The organism is Myroides odoratus (assembly GCF_965118575.1).
Lineage (GTDB): Bacteria > Bacteroidota > Bacteroidia > Flavobacteriales > Flavobacteriaceae > Flavobacterium > Flavobacterium odoratum_B.
In genome coordinates this window covers 46887-62236 of the sequence record NZ_CBCPHW010000022.1, presented here as the reverse complement: position 1 = coordinate 62236, position 15350 = coordinate 46887, and the positions used below count along the sequence as shown (strand labels likewise).

The 15350-nt window shown below is 37.4% G+C and carries 6 protein-coding genes and 3 tRNA genes; 2 read left to right on the top strand and 7 right to left on the bottom strand.

Going from position 1 to position 15350, the window contains the following annotated elements; all coding sequences use genetic code 11:
* Positions 1-65: 65 nt before the first annotated feature.
* The 4 genes from ACMHJ2_RS15635 to ACMHJ2_RS15620 all read right to left on the bottom strand — a co-directional run bounded on the left by ACMHJ2_RS15635 (position 66) and on the right by ACMHJ2_RS15620 (position 944).
* Positions 66-151 (bottom strand) — tRNA-Leu (locus tag ACMHJ2_RS15635).
* Positions 152-320: 169 nt separating this feature from the next.
* Positions 321-677 carry a hypothetical protein gene (locus tag ACMHJ2_RS15630; protein ID WP_413513801.1) on the bottom strand — a complete coding sequence of 119 codons (357 nt, stop codon included), beginning with the start codon at positions 675-677 and terminating at the stop codon, positions 321-323.
* A gap of 92 nt (positions 678-769) precedes the next feature.
* Positions 770-855 (bottom strand) — tRNA-Leu (locus ACMHJ2_RS15625).
* Between the two features lie 16 nt (positions 856-871).
* Positions 872-944 (bottom strand) — tRNA-Gly (locus ACMHJ2_RS15620).
* 473 nt (positions 945-1417) lie between these two features.
* Between ACMHJ2_RS15620 and ACMHJ2_RS15615 the strand changes: the two genes are divergently transcribed.
* Positions 1418-5878, top strand: coding sequence for an MBG domain-containing protein (locus tag ACMHJ2_RS15615; protein WP_413513800.1), 4461 nt, complete (start codon positions 1418-1420; stop codon positions 5876-5878).
* Positions 5879-6371: 493 nt separating this feature from the next.
* On the opposite strand, the gene ACMHJ2_RS15610 is transcribed toward ACMHJ2_RS15615, so the two are convergent.
* Entirely contained in the window at positions 6372-7085 is a 714-nt protein-coding gene (locus ACMHJ2_RS15610) for a hypothetical protein (protein ID WP_413513799.1), read from the bottom strand.
* A gap of 219 nt (positions 7086-7304) precedes the next feature.
* The gene (locus tag ACMHJ2_RS15605) at positions 7305-8591 is read right to left on the bottom strand and encodes a hypothetical protein (RefSeq protein ID WP_413513798.1); all 1287 of its coding nucleotides are present in this window, start codon (positions 8589-8591) and stop codon (positions 7305-7307) included.
* A 147-nt stretch (positions 8592-8738) separates the two neighbouring features.
* Between ACMHJ2_RS15605 and ACMHJ2_RS15600 the strand changes: the two genes are divergently transcribed.
* The gene (locus ACMHJ2_RS15600; RefSeq protein WP_413513797.1) at positions 8739-14075 is read left to right on the top strand and encodes a hypothetical protein; all 5337 of its coding nucleotides are present in this window, start codon (positions 8739-8741) and stop codon (positions 14073-14075) included.
* 117 nt (positions 14076-14192) lie between these two features.
* Here the strand turns inward: ACMHJ2_RS15600 and ACMHJ2_RS15595 are convergent, their stop codons facing one another.
* Complete coding sequence (locus ACMHJ2_RS15595; RefSeq protein WP_413513796.1) at positions 14193-15176, bottom strand: hypothetical protein; 984 nt, start codon at positions 15174-15176, stop codon at positions 14193-14195.
* Between the last annotated feature and the right edge of the window lie 174 nt (positions 15177-15350).

Here is a 15350-nt window from a genome sequence, read left to right as displayed (position 1 = left end):
GTTTAAGTCTAAAAACCCCAACAATATATAAAAAAAAAGAGGGACCTTTTGGGACCCTCTTCTTGTACTCGAGGCGGGACTTGAACCCGCACGAACATTACTGTTCACTGGATTTTAAGTCCAGCGTGTCTACCACTTCCACCACTCGAGCCTTTGCTCATTCAGTATTTAGAACCGTTTTGCGAGTGCGAAGATAGAATAAAATTAGCGTGTGACAAGAAAAAAATAAATAAAAATGAAACTTTTTTCAGGTCTATTCATTTATGAGTTGATAATCAGTATTTTGCTTGTGATTATTTTTTATTGTTATTTACCTTTTTTTATATGTCATCAGGGAAATCGCCAAAAATGTCAAGGGATAAATCTAATATTTCAGCTGATACAAAGTTTAGTAAAACTTCTTCAATCCCATTTTCAAATCGCAATTCAGTATTGAACCGGCGACTCATCCCATAGGTGTTAGCTTCAATAACAATTTTAAAATAAAATTTACCACTAGGGGTTTTGAATCGTATAGTTTCAACAGTAGAAAAATGGTTCTTTAAGAAAGCAATCGTTTCATACGCTTCTTCTTTTGTTGTATGTTCTTGGCTTGTAAGTAGAGTTCGCCCTCTACGATGTTCAAAAGTGAACTTATACGTTTCATTTTCTTTCTGGCTAATAACGATGGCGCTCATAATAAAAATGTAATAAATTCAGAAATTAGGGAATGAGTTGCGATTCGCACCAATCCAAAAAAAAAGTCCTAAGTATTAACTTAGGACTTTTGTACTCGAGGCGGGACTTGAACCCGCACGAACATTACTGTTCACTGGATTTTAAGTCCAGCGTGTCTACCACTTCCACCACTCGAGCGTAATTAAATTACTTGAGCGAAAAACGGGATTCGAACCCGCGACCTCAACCTTGGCAAGGTTGCGCTCTACCAACTGAGCTATTTTCGCGTCTACTTGTAAGATCGTGCATTACTTCCGTATTGCGAGTGCAAATATAGAATAGAAATTCTTGTTTTGCAAGCTTTTTTAGGATTAAAAGATGCTTTTTTTGTTTTGAATTGATACTGAATGGGTTGTGTTTTCAGGGACTGTTTTTTTTTCTTCAAAATAAATAAAAGAGTTTAGGCGACCTTTTGCTTGTGAAAATAGAAAAAAGTAAGCCTTCTTTTAGGACTGCTAAAAATTAGCAATAGAAAGGTAAAATAGCTATTTTTTGTTTCTTAACATTTGTTTGTATTTGTATACGAGTGAATCTATTTAATATTTAATTAAAAAAATTGTGAATATTTTGTTAATTCACTATATTGTTATTTTATTATTTAATGTGGTTTTCCTTGTAATATGGTGTTGTTAATTAAATTAACAAGATAAATTCTGTGACATAGGATAGCTATGAAGTCATTTTAATTAAAATATCACGTATGCATAACACTACCTACCCTAACGTGGCAAGAAAGAAAATACCACAAACAATGCGATGGTTTCATTTTCTAATCTTGTATTTCCTGTGTTTTATAGGACCTGTAGCATTTGCTCAATTTCCTGCTCCTTATTGCGAGGTTGATGGATATGATGTTGAGGAAATAACAAAAGTTAAATTTGGTACTTTAGAAATAGTAAATACCAATGATACCGCTCTTTTGGTGAATCGAATTGCGGATGTTGCTACGGCTACGATAGGACAACCCTATACAATAACAGTAGAGGGAAATACGTATGGAATGACCAATGAATTTTTAGTTTTTATCGATTGGAATCAAAACGGGAGTTTTACCGATGCGGGAGAAGTTTACTATATGGGTGCAATTGATGATTCTGATGGAGAGGATGGACTAAATGCTTCTCTAGCAATCACCATTCCTGCCAATGCTCTGACTGGGCAAACGCGTATTAGAGTGACTAAAACTTGGACGATGCCAGAGTTGGATGTGACATTGAATAGAGATCCTTGTTTTATTAGTTATTATGATTCAGATATTGAAGAAGTGGATAGTTCATTTGGGCAAGCACTTGATTTTACATTAAATGTTGGGACGGGGACTACGGATCCTGGACAAGGAGATGATTGTGAAATTGAAATAAATTTAACCTTCCCTGAATATGGGGATATGACAACTTGGCGCTTGTTGGATGGTTCAGGAACTGCTGTTCTTTCTGGAGGGCCTTACAGTTATTTACAATATAACGACTTTTCTATTCAACAAACCTATACTGTTGCTAATCCGCCGTATTCACTTCAAATTACTATAGATGATACTTGGGCTTGGGGATGTGATAATGAGGTTCAATATGCAGTATCTGTTGGGGGTGTTGAAGATATTTCAGGTACGGTATTGGCTTGCTGGGATTTAGTTTCAGAAACACATCCGATAGGAGATTGCCCTACAGGATGTTCTCGTCCATCAAGGCTTCGAGCAACAGAGGTTAGTCTTAATGGATTTACATTGGCATGGACCAGTAGTAGGGAACAATTTGAAATAGAATGGGGACCTTCTGGTTTTGTCCAAGGAAGTGCTGACGGAACTTTAATAGAAAATGTAACAACAACTTCGTATGTTTTTGCTGATTTAGACCAAACAGAAGTCTATCAGTTTTATGTACGTGCTATATGTACTGATGATGAAGTAAGCGATTGGACAGGACCTTTTACGTACGATGAAATGTTAGTTACACCTTCTCCTTGGCATGAAGATTTTGAAGCTGTAGATGCTTATCCTTTAGGTTGGAGACCTGTTGCTAATTCAAATTGGGAATTTAATCAGGTTACTCCTGAAAATGGCACAAGTATTCAAACTGAATTATATGATTATTCCTTTTTAGGAGGTGTGAGAACAGCTGGTTTCTCTACTATAACAGTTGGTCCAATATTAAATGGAGATACCTTTTCGTTCAAGTATTTGTATGAAAATCCAATGACTGGTGGACCTGTTTCTGCTAATTCTGGAAATATTGTTGTTGAATTTTCAACAAATTATGGGGCAACGTATACTAGAATACAGACTCTTACAAATAATGGAGCGAGTGAATGGCAAGATTTTTCTTATGATTTAGATAATTTTGCAGGAGAATACCTAACCATTAAAATTACCGCTAATGTTACCGCCATCTTTTTAGAGTATTTGATTTCTTTGGATGATTTTGATATTTCGGGAGGAGTTCCGTGTTATGCGGTTACTGATGCTGAGGTAGATGGAAATGACCAAGAAACGGTTTTATACATAGAATCCGAGGGTACTGTGTTTGAAATTGAATATGGCGTAGCTGGTTTTCAACGGGGGCAAGGAAGAACGGTTACAAACGTTAGTACACCTTATACGTTTACGGATTTAGTTGCAGATACAAATTATGAGGTATATATACGCACAATGCCTTGTGGAGAATGGTATGGTCCTGTTAGTTTTACTACAGCGCAAGCCATAGCGCAAACGATTACAGTAGATGATATAGTCAAAGCATATGGTGATTTACCGTTTATTCACGGGGAATCAGATAGCGGACTTGCTTTGAGTTATTCGACTGATAATACAAGTGTAGCTATCGTTCAAAATGGACAATTAGTTATTAAGGGTGCTGGAGAAACGCAAATAACAGCCAGTCAATCGGGGAATCTACGTTATTTACCTGCAGAAGATGTTTCTTTTACCTTGACGGTGACAAAAGCAAATCTTACTGTTACAGCTAATGCGAATCAGTTTAAGCCTTTTGGCGATGAAGATCCAGTGTTTTCCTATACTGCATCGGGTTTTAAATATACAGATGATCAACGTGTTTTTAGCGGAGCTTTAAGTAGAGAATCTGGAGAAGCTATTGCTACATATGCAATTACCCAAGGAACTTTAACTGCGGGAACCAATTATGAAATTGTATTTGTTACGGCTGATTTTGCTATTGTTGGCACTGAATTAAGAGTAATCGCTCAGCAACAAAGTAAAGAGTATGGAGCTGTTGACCCAGTATTAACATATACAGTAGAAGGCTTGAAACAAGGAGATACGGTTGCGGATGTATTAACAGGAGAACTGAATCGTACGGCAGGAGAAAATGTAGGCAATTATACCATTACGCAAGGGAATTTACTTCTTATTAATGGAAATTATAGACTTGTTTATCTAGAAAGCGAATTGACAATTACATCAGCTACCTTAACTGTGCACCCTACTGCAGGAATGCGAAAAGTTTATGGAGAGGCAGATCCTGTATTTGGATTTACAGTCACAGGCTTTAAGTTTGCGGATACGCAAGAAACCACGGTCCTCGGATTACTAGGTAGATCAATAGGAGAAAATGTAGGATTGTATCGATATACTTTAGGTAGTTTACAGGCATTGTCTGGCAACTATAGGTTTGTTGTTCTAAATGAAGAAAAATTTGAAATTATACCTGCACCTTTGCATTTAGTTGTAGTGGAAAATCAATATAAAAGATTTGGAGCCGTCGACCCAGCGCTTACCTATACTGCAATTGGATTGCAAAGAGGTGATTTTATAATTAACGCTACAACGGGTAATCTAGTACGTGAGGTTGGAGAGGATTTAGGATTTTATGGGATATCTCAAGGAAGTTTAACTACACGAGCTAATTATTTTGTAGCTTCCTTTACAGGCGCTGATTTTGAAATTAGACAGAGTCAGATTAGTGGACTTTCTCTACCCTCACAAACGCATGTTTACGATGGACAAGTGAAAGCTCTACAAGTAGAAGGAACTAGCTTGCCAGAAGCAGTAATTACCTACACCAATAATAATCAAACGAATGTTGGAATCTATCAAGTAACCGCAGTAGTAGATTATGGAATAGATTATGAACCTTTGACATTGATAGGAACGTTGACTATCACCCAAGCCGAGCAAGTGATTGACTTCAGAACTGTAACAACCGTTGTAATTGAAGATACACCAACTTTACAACTTACGGCCACAGCAAGCTCATCTTTACCCGTTTCTTATCGCATAGATAATAGGGAAGAACAACAAATTGCAGAAGTGGATGCATCGGGATTGGTTCGTTTTTTACGTACAGGAACAGTAACCCTAACGGCTTTTCAATTGGGTAATTCAAATTACAAAGCGGCGCTACCTGTTGCTAGAACGATAGAAGTGGTTAGTCGTGATGCGAGTATCTCGAATTTAAGTATTGATGGAATATCCTACGGAAAACCAGAGAAAGAAGTGTATGTAATCATTGGCTGTGATCGTGCACAAGAGGAAGTAATAATTGAAGTTGAGGTGGCTGAGGGAGCACATGTAAGTCCTTCAGACTATCTAACAGTGGCGGTAAAAGAATATGGAATATATGAACAAATACTTACAGTTATATCTCCGAATGGAACCGTTACCGAAACCTATAAAGTAGTGATTGAAAAACGCATACCTACAGAAAAGATTGTCGTTCAAAAATACGATAATGTACTGTTGGTTAATAATAACAAACAAACGAATGGAGGGTATGTTTTCCAAGCCTATCAATGGTTTAAAAATGGAGAACCGATTGGAGATAAACAAGCGTATTCTGCAGGGGATGCTTTTGGAACTACCCTAGAGACAGGTGCAGAGTATTATGTAGAATTAACCTTGTACAATGGCAAAAAAATTACAAGTTGTCCAATTTTTATTCAAGATAAAGCACCAGCGAATTGGGGGTTATATCCAAATCCAGTAAAAAAGAATCAGTTGCTGCATATCCGATTAGATGAAGATAAACAACAAGCAACCAGTTATGTTATTTATAATGTAAAAGGACAGACGATAAAACGAGGAGAATTTATAGAAGGCAATACCAATAAGAGTATTGAAATACCTACTACAGTCGCTTCAGGATCGTATTTCTTAGTGCTCAAAGTAGACGGAAAACAACAAAGTGTACAGTTTATTGTAAAAGAATAATTGTAAATAAAAAAACCAGAGCTAGTAACTCTGGTTTTTTTTTTGGAGAATAGTTTCCAAAAAAAAAGTCCTAAGTTAATACTTAGGACTTTTGTACTCCTAAAAGGACAAATATCGAACAATTTTATTGAAGATGTCAAACGTTTTCAGGAATTATTTTAGTCATGAGATTAAGTATAAAAAGTTAATTTAATCAAAAAGATCTAGCCAAGTTGGTTAGATCTTTTTTTTACCAAACATTAAATAGTTGTAATCCAATTTTTTCATTCTGATTTTTTACTGTTTACTCCTTCTAATGAACGTTTTTATCAATCGTTAGATTATAAAACATTAGCCGAAATGTATTACAAAAAATATGTACCATAAAATCAGAACAACTTTTTAGGTCTTTTAATTGACCAAAAGTTATTTCCGATATTAGCCTTAAAACGAAAAAAACTATCTTAAGTTTTTGAATAAGTTGTATCAGAAAACGGGCTCAGCATATTAAGTATTAAAAATCAACATAGACTTCTTCATTAAGCGTAAGGTAGTTATTTAAATTAGCCGTTTCGATTAATAATTTTTGTACCTGATTTCTTCCTTGTGTATAATTATTTTTCTCAATTAAGCTCCAATAGAATTTATTATTATAAACAATCAGCTTTAAATCATCAGTAGCAATTTTAAGATATTTCGTTCCTAAATCATATATCTCACAAATAGTAGTTTGTTGGAAATGCTCGATATTTCCATGCGGAAAATTATCCGTTGTAATTATTCTCATAGTATTATCCAATGTAAATCCTACGCAATACTTAACATTTTTGATTGGCTCAAAATAGTAATAAATGGAATATTTAGCAGAACAATGTTTCATATCTATTGAAGGGATATGGTGTTTAAAATCATCAATTCTATCAGGAGAAACAATATCTAAACAATAAAATTTCAAATTATCCAAAAAATAATTAGTTGTTTTATTTAATATATGTTGTCTTACTATGGACTCCACATTCAAAAATTCCTCTTTTACTAAATCAATATTATTATGATTTAAAATATTTAATTCTACTTCATTATTATGAGGAGTGAAAGAATATTGGAATGCTGGGCAAGGCAAAATAAAACGTACATTATCAAAAGTTCCAGTCAATAATTTAGCACCGCATTGGGAGTATGTAATATTGGAAAAAATAACACCTATAAATAACAGTAAATATTTCATGGTTGTAGAATGTATTGTTTATGAGAAAGAGTCTCCGTAAACTTTGGAAAAATATCAGTAAATATAGGGTTTTCAACAATTATCTGTTAACAGGTGTACCCATAGGGTAACTTGCAGAGCATTAAGCTATTTGACAAAGATAAGCTATTTTTTTTTGACCAAAGCTGCAGATAGTGGGAATATAAATAAAGCTATAGCAAACTGAATCAAATTAGCTAATCAGCTAACATCTTCTTCAATTTTGTTAAAGTATTCTTTTATCAACTCTGTATTTTTAAATTTCATTCCGAGAATGGTAAATAAGATATTTGAGTGATCATTTACCAAGATTTTACTTCCGTCAATTTTAAAAGTCTTTATCCTTGTCATGGCTTCTCCTTTCTGAATGGGATTTACCAATCGATTTTCAAATTCTTCCAGCGTGTAGAATATGAATTCATGATCTAAATGGGTAATGTAAAAGTTGGAGCCTTCAGTTATAAACTGACTGTGTAGGACTTGTGTAACGACCATATCTTCATAAATTTTAAAATCCTGTATAATTTCTTCAAAGGTCAAATCATTGCCGTCTATTTTTATCCAAAGATTGTCATAGGATTCATTGTAGAGTTTTGTTAATAGGTTGCCTTTAAAGTTATCGATATGAAAATACTTCCCGGTTTCTAAATGTTCATAAACAGCCGTCGCATTCTCGTAACCATCTATAAAATATAATGAGCTCGGTTTCAATGACAATTGAAAGATATTTGTTTTTGATAATTGGATGAGATATTCAAATACATGATTTTCAATTCCATTCAGGAAAATTGTTGTATCCAGATCTTTATTATAGATCCTGGCAGGGTACGATTCTACAAGTTCATATTTGTCATCAATCGTTATAATCTTATAGCTTGAAAATTGAGGGTCGCTCATTAGGTCGTATCCTTTTGAGAGACAGAATTCTTTTAAAATGCTATAATCATTAGAAATTGCCTCAACAGGATCTGATGCTTTTTCGAATTCATTGTCGATAAGGATTACTGCAAGTGCAAATGCTCTCTTATGTTGGGTATAAATCGTGTTATCACTTAATAGATGATCAAATGTGCCAATACTAGACACGAGAACCTTTTCAATTTCACTATCAGCCTTGTAATCTACTTTTGAAACTATTACATCTTTTGGATTACTTAATGCCAGTTCTAATTCATTTTCGTCAAGTAAGATACCTGAATTTTGGTAAAGCAAATCTTTGAATTGCTCTAGTTCCATACCGTTATTCAAACACGTCTTTAAGGTGAAATTAAATCCTTTTTCGATGTCTTTCAGTCGTCTTTTTTCCAATAAGGGTTTATTGGCTTTTATTGTAGCCTCAATATCTTTGTCTATTTCGAGTACAACAGCTTCCATTGAAGGAGAGTCATAATATTTTGTGATTTCGATTCCTAGTGGGGTAATCTTCTGAAAGCTTTTTGTAGCTTCCTTTATAAAAGAATTAATAGCTGTCTTTATAGATGTATTCATGAGAAAAGTTTTTTACTGGTAATTTAAGCTTAAATTTTTTATTGGTATATTCAAGTATATAAATACCTTATATTTTTTTATGTTGGATTACCTTTGGGAATCAGACGGTTCCTTTTATAGTATTATTGGAATCAACACAAAAGAGGCATGGGTAAGAAAAATAGTAAAAGTTCAGTACGTGAAGTCGCTACGGCGAAGCAGACTGGCGGTGGCGGATTTGTATTTGAAGGTAAAGCAGCAGCATGGTTTGTTGCCCACTTTCTGGCGGACCAATTTCCATTCAGTCCTGAAATGGGAAAAATCAAGAGGATTGACTTTCAGGTCCGGCCTGAAGGTTGGCTGTTTGACGATCTACTGCTTACACTTGGAACTGCTGATGGCGACATTAAAGTTGCCATCTCAAGCAAAAGTAATGTACAGGTAAATAGTAAAGGCCCGACAGATGATTTATTGAACGATTTGTGGAACCAGTATCTAGGTTTAGATTCAAAGATATTTAATCCTGTAAAAGATTATTTGTGCATTGTGAGCGCGCCTTTACCAAAGGGCGTGGCCGACGACCTCAATGGTTTGATAATGTCTGCCAAAACTATGGACGGGTCCGTATTTTATGATAGGATTTCAAACGAGGGAAAAGGATTTTCAAAGTCAAAACGGGATCTATTTAAACTATTTCATTGCCCTCTGCCCTTAGCAGCTGCCCACGGTGTAAAGCCGTCCGATACGGCAACAGTCCTAAGCAGGTTGCTTTTGCTTGAGTTCGACTTCCAAAGTGACACTTCAAGAGATGCTACCGCTGTCATTGCGCTGGCAAGAACATGCCTCAAGAAACCTCACGGCGAAAATGAAGTCAGGCTTTATGAATCTATGTGTGCTGTCCGTTCTGAGCTGGCTTCTTCGGGCGGATTTATAGATTATGAAAAACTGGTTAACCGATTCAGGAATAAATTTGATTTGATCGATTATTGGAATCATGTAAATGACTGGGAGAAGATTCGCAAAGCCAGCATGGCGAGGATGAATTCAATACTTGATAAAATTGGCAACAAGGTCAGTTTACCCCTGGCAGCTCAAATCGGTGCGCTTAAAGAAGAGCTGACCCAAAATAACGTACTATTTGTATTGGGCAAATCTGGGCACGGTAAATCAGTATTGGCAAAAAAGTTCATTGGTGCAGAAATCGGTGAACATTCTAATTTCATATGGATAGACTCGCAAAGCATAGAGCACGGTAACCTGACGCGGTATTTTGGGCTTGAAAACAGCATTTCGGATATCATTATAAATATACAGCAGGCAGAGACCTATCTGGTTATTGATGGAATTGACCGCTTTTTCAAGGAGGAACAATTAAAAGGCCTATACGAAATCCTTGATCTGGCAATAAAACCTGGATCGGGATGGAAAGTCATTATTACCTGCCAAACAGACGACTACAGCGATGTCATTGAGCGTCTGTATAGGATAAATATTCCTTTAAACGCGGGAAACTTCAGGCTTAGCCTTGATGTTTATAAGCATTTTCCTGAGTTGAGAGAGCATTTTCCAGGGCTGTCAGATTTGTTTAAGCACGAACATTTGAGAAGCATTCTTAACAACCTCAAGTATCTCGACCTTATGGCTTTTAAATTGTCTGCGGGATTAAGAATTTCTGATAAGGATCTTTTGGGTGAAACGACATTGATAGACTGGATATGGAAAGAAGAAATCGATAGTATTGGCGCCGCTAATGCAAGGCTATTGCAGGACTATGCAGAAAAGCAGGCACAGCGATTTTCAGCAAGTATTCCCATTTCCGATTTCAATGCTGCCGAATTATCGTTCCTGGATGCATTGAAGCAGCGGAAAATTCTATATGATGTCGATGACAAGCTTTACCTGGTCCATGATCTGTTCGGAGACTGGGCAAGGTATAAACTAATACGTTCCAACAGCGAAAATCTGAATTCCTATCTTTTGTCTAAAGAACTGGCCTCTTCGCTTTGGCGCAAAGCAGTACGCCTGTACGGAATATACCTGCTTGAGAAAAATGATAGGGGAGCATCCTGGATTGCATTTTTCAGAAGCCTTTCTGCCCATGAACCAAAACAAAAAATCATACAGGATCTATTGCTTGAATCAATTTTGTTTTCCGCTTCCACGGCCGAGCACTTAATTACGCTTTTTGATTTCCTGAAAGATGAAGATGGTGCCATGTTCAAAAGGTTTTTGGACCAGTTCTTAATGAGTGCCACCCTGCCGAATCAGGGCGTAATGAAAATAGCCAAGGATATTCCCGGAATTACGATTGCGGAAGCTGCTTCTTATCACAGGATACCCAATTACCTGTATTGGCCGCAAGTAATCGAATTTCTTTTTAGCCACAAGGCTGAGGCTATAGAATTTTCAAGAAAAAAGGTCGCCATAATTTGTGAAATGTGGCTCAGCAATACTGCTATTGTTTTCCCATACCGTGAAGAACTGGCTGCCATCGCGCTCGAAAACGCCAATTTGATGTTTACCCTCAAGCATGAGGGAACTTATGTTCGCGATGACGTAGATGAGTTTATTTACAAAGCTTTTCTAGCAGGAATCAACGAATATCCTGAGGGTGTCATTGAATTGTCATTGAAACTTTGCAAACGGATCAAGGTTGAGCGTAAACCAAAGCCTATGGCTGCAGAAACAGGGACTGATCTGATTTCAAGTGAACCTCGACAATCGATCTTTTCTAGGATGAAGGTCCGGGATAGAGTACAATGGCCTGATGGGCCTTACGAAAATCCGGATGATGCCTTTGAAAAAATATGCATCAATAGCAGCGCAATCAATCCGTTGATCTTGGCGTATCCTGAAAAGGCGAAGGAAATTCTACTTGCATTATTTATTGAGCCGCCGAGGGAAATCTCATACGGTTTTGATTCGACCCATTACGGACTGGATATAAACGAGCCAAGCCAATGGTTTCCGCCATTTTATAACAGGGGACCTTTTCTGTTTTTCCTGAAAAATCAGCCAATGGTCGGATTAAGGTTTGTGATTGCCCTGATAAACTTTGCCTGTGAGCAATGGACAAACGATTACAAGCATAAGCAAAAGGAAATACCAAGGCTGGCGATTGAATTTCCTGACGGCAAGCGTGAATATATCGGTGATTCCAGAATATACTTCTGGTACCGTGATCACGGGCAGTGTCCACATGCTATCGTAAGTGCGTTACAGGCTTTGGAAAAGCTTCTGATTGATACCATTGATAATGATGGTCCTGTAAGTGATTATATTGATATTGTTTTAAGGGAAGGCAATTCGACTGCTTACCTGGGCGTGATCAATTCTGTGGGCAGGTATGACGCAGACTTGTATCGGACCGCACTAAAGCCCTTGTTAGGGATCCTTGAATTCCATTTATGGGAAAAGAATCTCGATTATGGAGCTTTGGATATTGAAGGGCATCAGATGATAGGCTCTAATTTTTATGACAGAACCACATGGAAGCTGGCCAAGGAATGGAACGAATTGCCTCACCGCCGAAGGTCAATTACAAGCACCGCGCTGACCCTGTATATGAGTGATTCGGAGATTCGAGAATACTTTGTAGATGTAGTTTCGAAATGGACAGCCCTCCTAACTCAGATTGAGGATCAGGGCGAAACTTTTCCCTACCTGACGCGGCTCATTACCTTTTTCAATATAGAAAACTATGAAATTAGAAATGACGGCACAAATACCTTTTTTGAATATAAAGAACCTGAATCAATTACAGTTGAATTTGAGCATGCTCGGGCGGAAATGAAGGCGGGGAATGACCTCTTTATGTTCCCGTTCAAGTGCCTGCAGGATATTGAGAAGGGTGTAAGATATGATTTGGAGCAAAGTGAGGTACTGTGGAGGTCGGTTCAGGAGATTGCTGAAACCGACGACGAGGATCCTTATGAGTCTTTTGGTGGAAAACACAGATCCGTATTAGGAGGGTGCGCTGTTATGCTTTACAATGAGGAAAGCTGGATTTTGGAACATCCTGAAATTATCGGTTGGATAATTTCGTACCTTGAACAAGTCCTTGATGGTTATCAAATCGATTCTTATGGCAGGACGCAGGCTGACATGGGAGATTCTTGGACTGCATTTGCAGCACGCATCTTGGGAATACTATGGCCAGGAAAAGCTAAAGACAAGCAGCTAAGGAGACAAATAGGGCAGCTTGTTTTGAAATCGCCCTACGATACCACTAATGTTTTGTTTACAGTTGTCTCTAAAAAATTAGGATGGTCTGATAAGAATTTTGTACAAGTCCAAAATTTTCTGATACAGTTCAGCATTGGATCCGATAGAAATTATTCCTTAAATAGCCGAAGATATCTGCACCTTAGCCAACAAAAAGAAGAGCAGACCACATTAGGACGTTTTTTGAAATTTACAGGGCTAGGCCGATTCATCAAACATGAAGGAAAGGGATTCGATCTGGATAAATATACCGATAAGATATTGAAAGCCTTTATTGATAACAAGACCCCAACTGAACTCGTAGACTGGTCAAAATTAAGGCTGTCGCTTCCTAAAGCAAGACAGCATTGGAGGTATGAGGAAGATGATACCCTTGGAAATGAGCCTGGATTGGATAAAAAAATGCTGCAGCATGCCCTTGTATCGATGCCTTCGATAGGGGGGCTCGCTATCTCGGACCGAAGGCATCTGCTTACTTTTTGGAAACAGGTGGTAGAACAGATAACATTTGAACTCGGCGATATAACTGAGCAGTCTGTCCAGCATGACTCTTATCCGCATGCTTTCGATGTATGGGCTATGGAAAAGATTGCTAGGGTTGTATTGGATATCGGACCTGATGACACATGCGCTCCTGAAAGCTTTTGGCAGCCTATATTTGATTACGGCTACCAGGCCTGCGAATGGATTGACAGGTTCTTACTATATTATTTCGTGAACGGTGCTGAAAAAAAGGTAAGCCCAGACCGATTCTTCACGGAATTATCTAAGATGATCGCTTTTGCGGATCAATGCACCAGGTGGGATACGAAACGGCATTATCGAGGGAAAGATGTATGGGAATCATTGGTTGGCGTTTCAGGACCAGTATTGCCTTGGTGGAAAGATGATGACTGTGCTGCCTTCTTCGTGAGGCTCGTGCCCGAGACCATGAAATGGGGGAAGAAACATTCCTACGACCAGGATGCTGTCTATAAAATTCTTTATATACTTAGGACCAAGCCTGGCGGAACAGTCTTGAAGGACGGGATTGCAATTGTCAATAGGCATCTGAACTTTATCAAATTCAGCGACAAGACAGGTACACCTGACGGTTATGTGAGGGTAGGCTTTAAGCATGAGGATTTTCTGGCCGGAACGGCGAGCCATCTTTGGGAGTATTGTAAAGAGCAGATTAAAAATGATGCAGAATTATTGGCCGGTTTTAAAGAAACCATAACCTTCCTTGTCGCAAGGCAGAATCTGATCGGGATTGAGTTGCAGGAAAGGGTGATTTTGTAATTGGTGATTCAAGACTATCCATGACGGACCTGTAAATTTGGCAAGCGTAACAAAAAGCAAAAACTTAGACAGTAATAAAATGTTGAGCTAAGGCAATTTACATTATAGGTATAAACATTAAGGATATTTTATTCTTAAATCATCAAAGGCTTTTACACTAGAGTTAGTTTCCCCTTTTTTGTTATATTGGTTCAGTAGCGCTTCATATTCCGCCATATTTGCCTCAAATGATTTTCCATTGCGACGTGAAATATCGCTGATACCATTTTTAATAAAATCAGCCGCCAGCAGGTTGGTGAACATTTGTGTATATTTTTTATAAAACATATCTGGCCCAACGATAATTTTTGTTGATTCCTGGTTTAAAAGATTAAAAGCGCCTTCGAATAAAATTGTATCCTTTTCCGGGATTTCGCGCGTATAAAGTTGCACAATCACATCACATAAAAAGAAAATGTATGGAGGATCAAAGGTATTTGATGTGCCGATATGCAAACTTTCATCAGAAGTTTTATCGAAGATTATCGAGAGCTTATAGTGCTTAATCTTATCTGTATAGTCTTCCTGTGAAGCATATAAATAGCCATGGACAAATTCTTTTATTGCATCCAATTCCTGTGATGTCAAATATTTACCCTGTCCTTCGATTTCGTATACTCTGCACGTCCTGTAAATGATCGAATAAAAGTAGGCCAGAATTTCAAGATGGCTTATCTTATTTGGCTCATATACTTCGAGGTGTGCGGTCTTGCTCTTGGTAAAATTTGCTGCATATTTATCTTTTCTAAATTTTGTCAGGAATTCAGCCGAGAATCTTGATTCGATGGCTGCCAGCCTGCTTTCGCACTCCTTACAAAGTATGTGATCTCTCTTATAGGGATTTGGTTTGATCTCGGTCGAAGTATTTTTAAGGTTGTCCCGGCCAAAGTAAACGTCGCCTGCTGCTTTTTTTACATCAATCTCATAGGACTCTTCTCTGTAATGCTTACCAACACAATTTTTGATCAAACTGGCAGGAACAATATGCGAGCCGGTCTCGTCTGCTTCACGGTCGCAAATGAAACAGGCTTTCTTTTCTATATTTGCCGTGGTCTTCATCATATTTTTTACTGACGATATTGATCTGTAATGATAAAATGCTATGGTAACAATTCCAATAAATATAAAAAATAAAATAGGTTCCATAAGCTAATGAAAGGTTTGTTGAATCAATTTTACAAATGTCACTATAAAATAGTCATTATTGAAATGAGTATTTGGTTTTTAGCAAAAGAT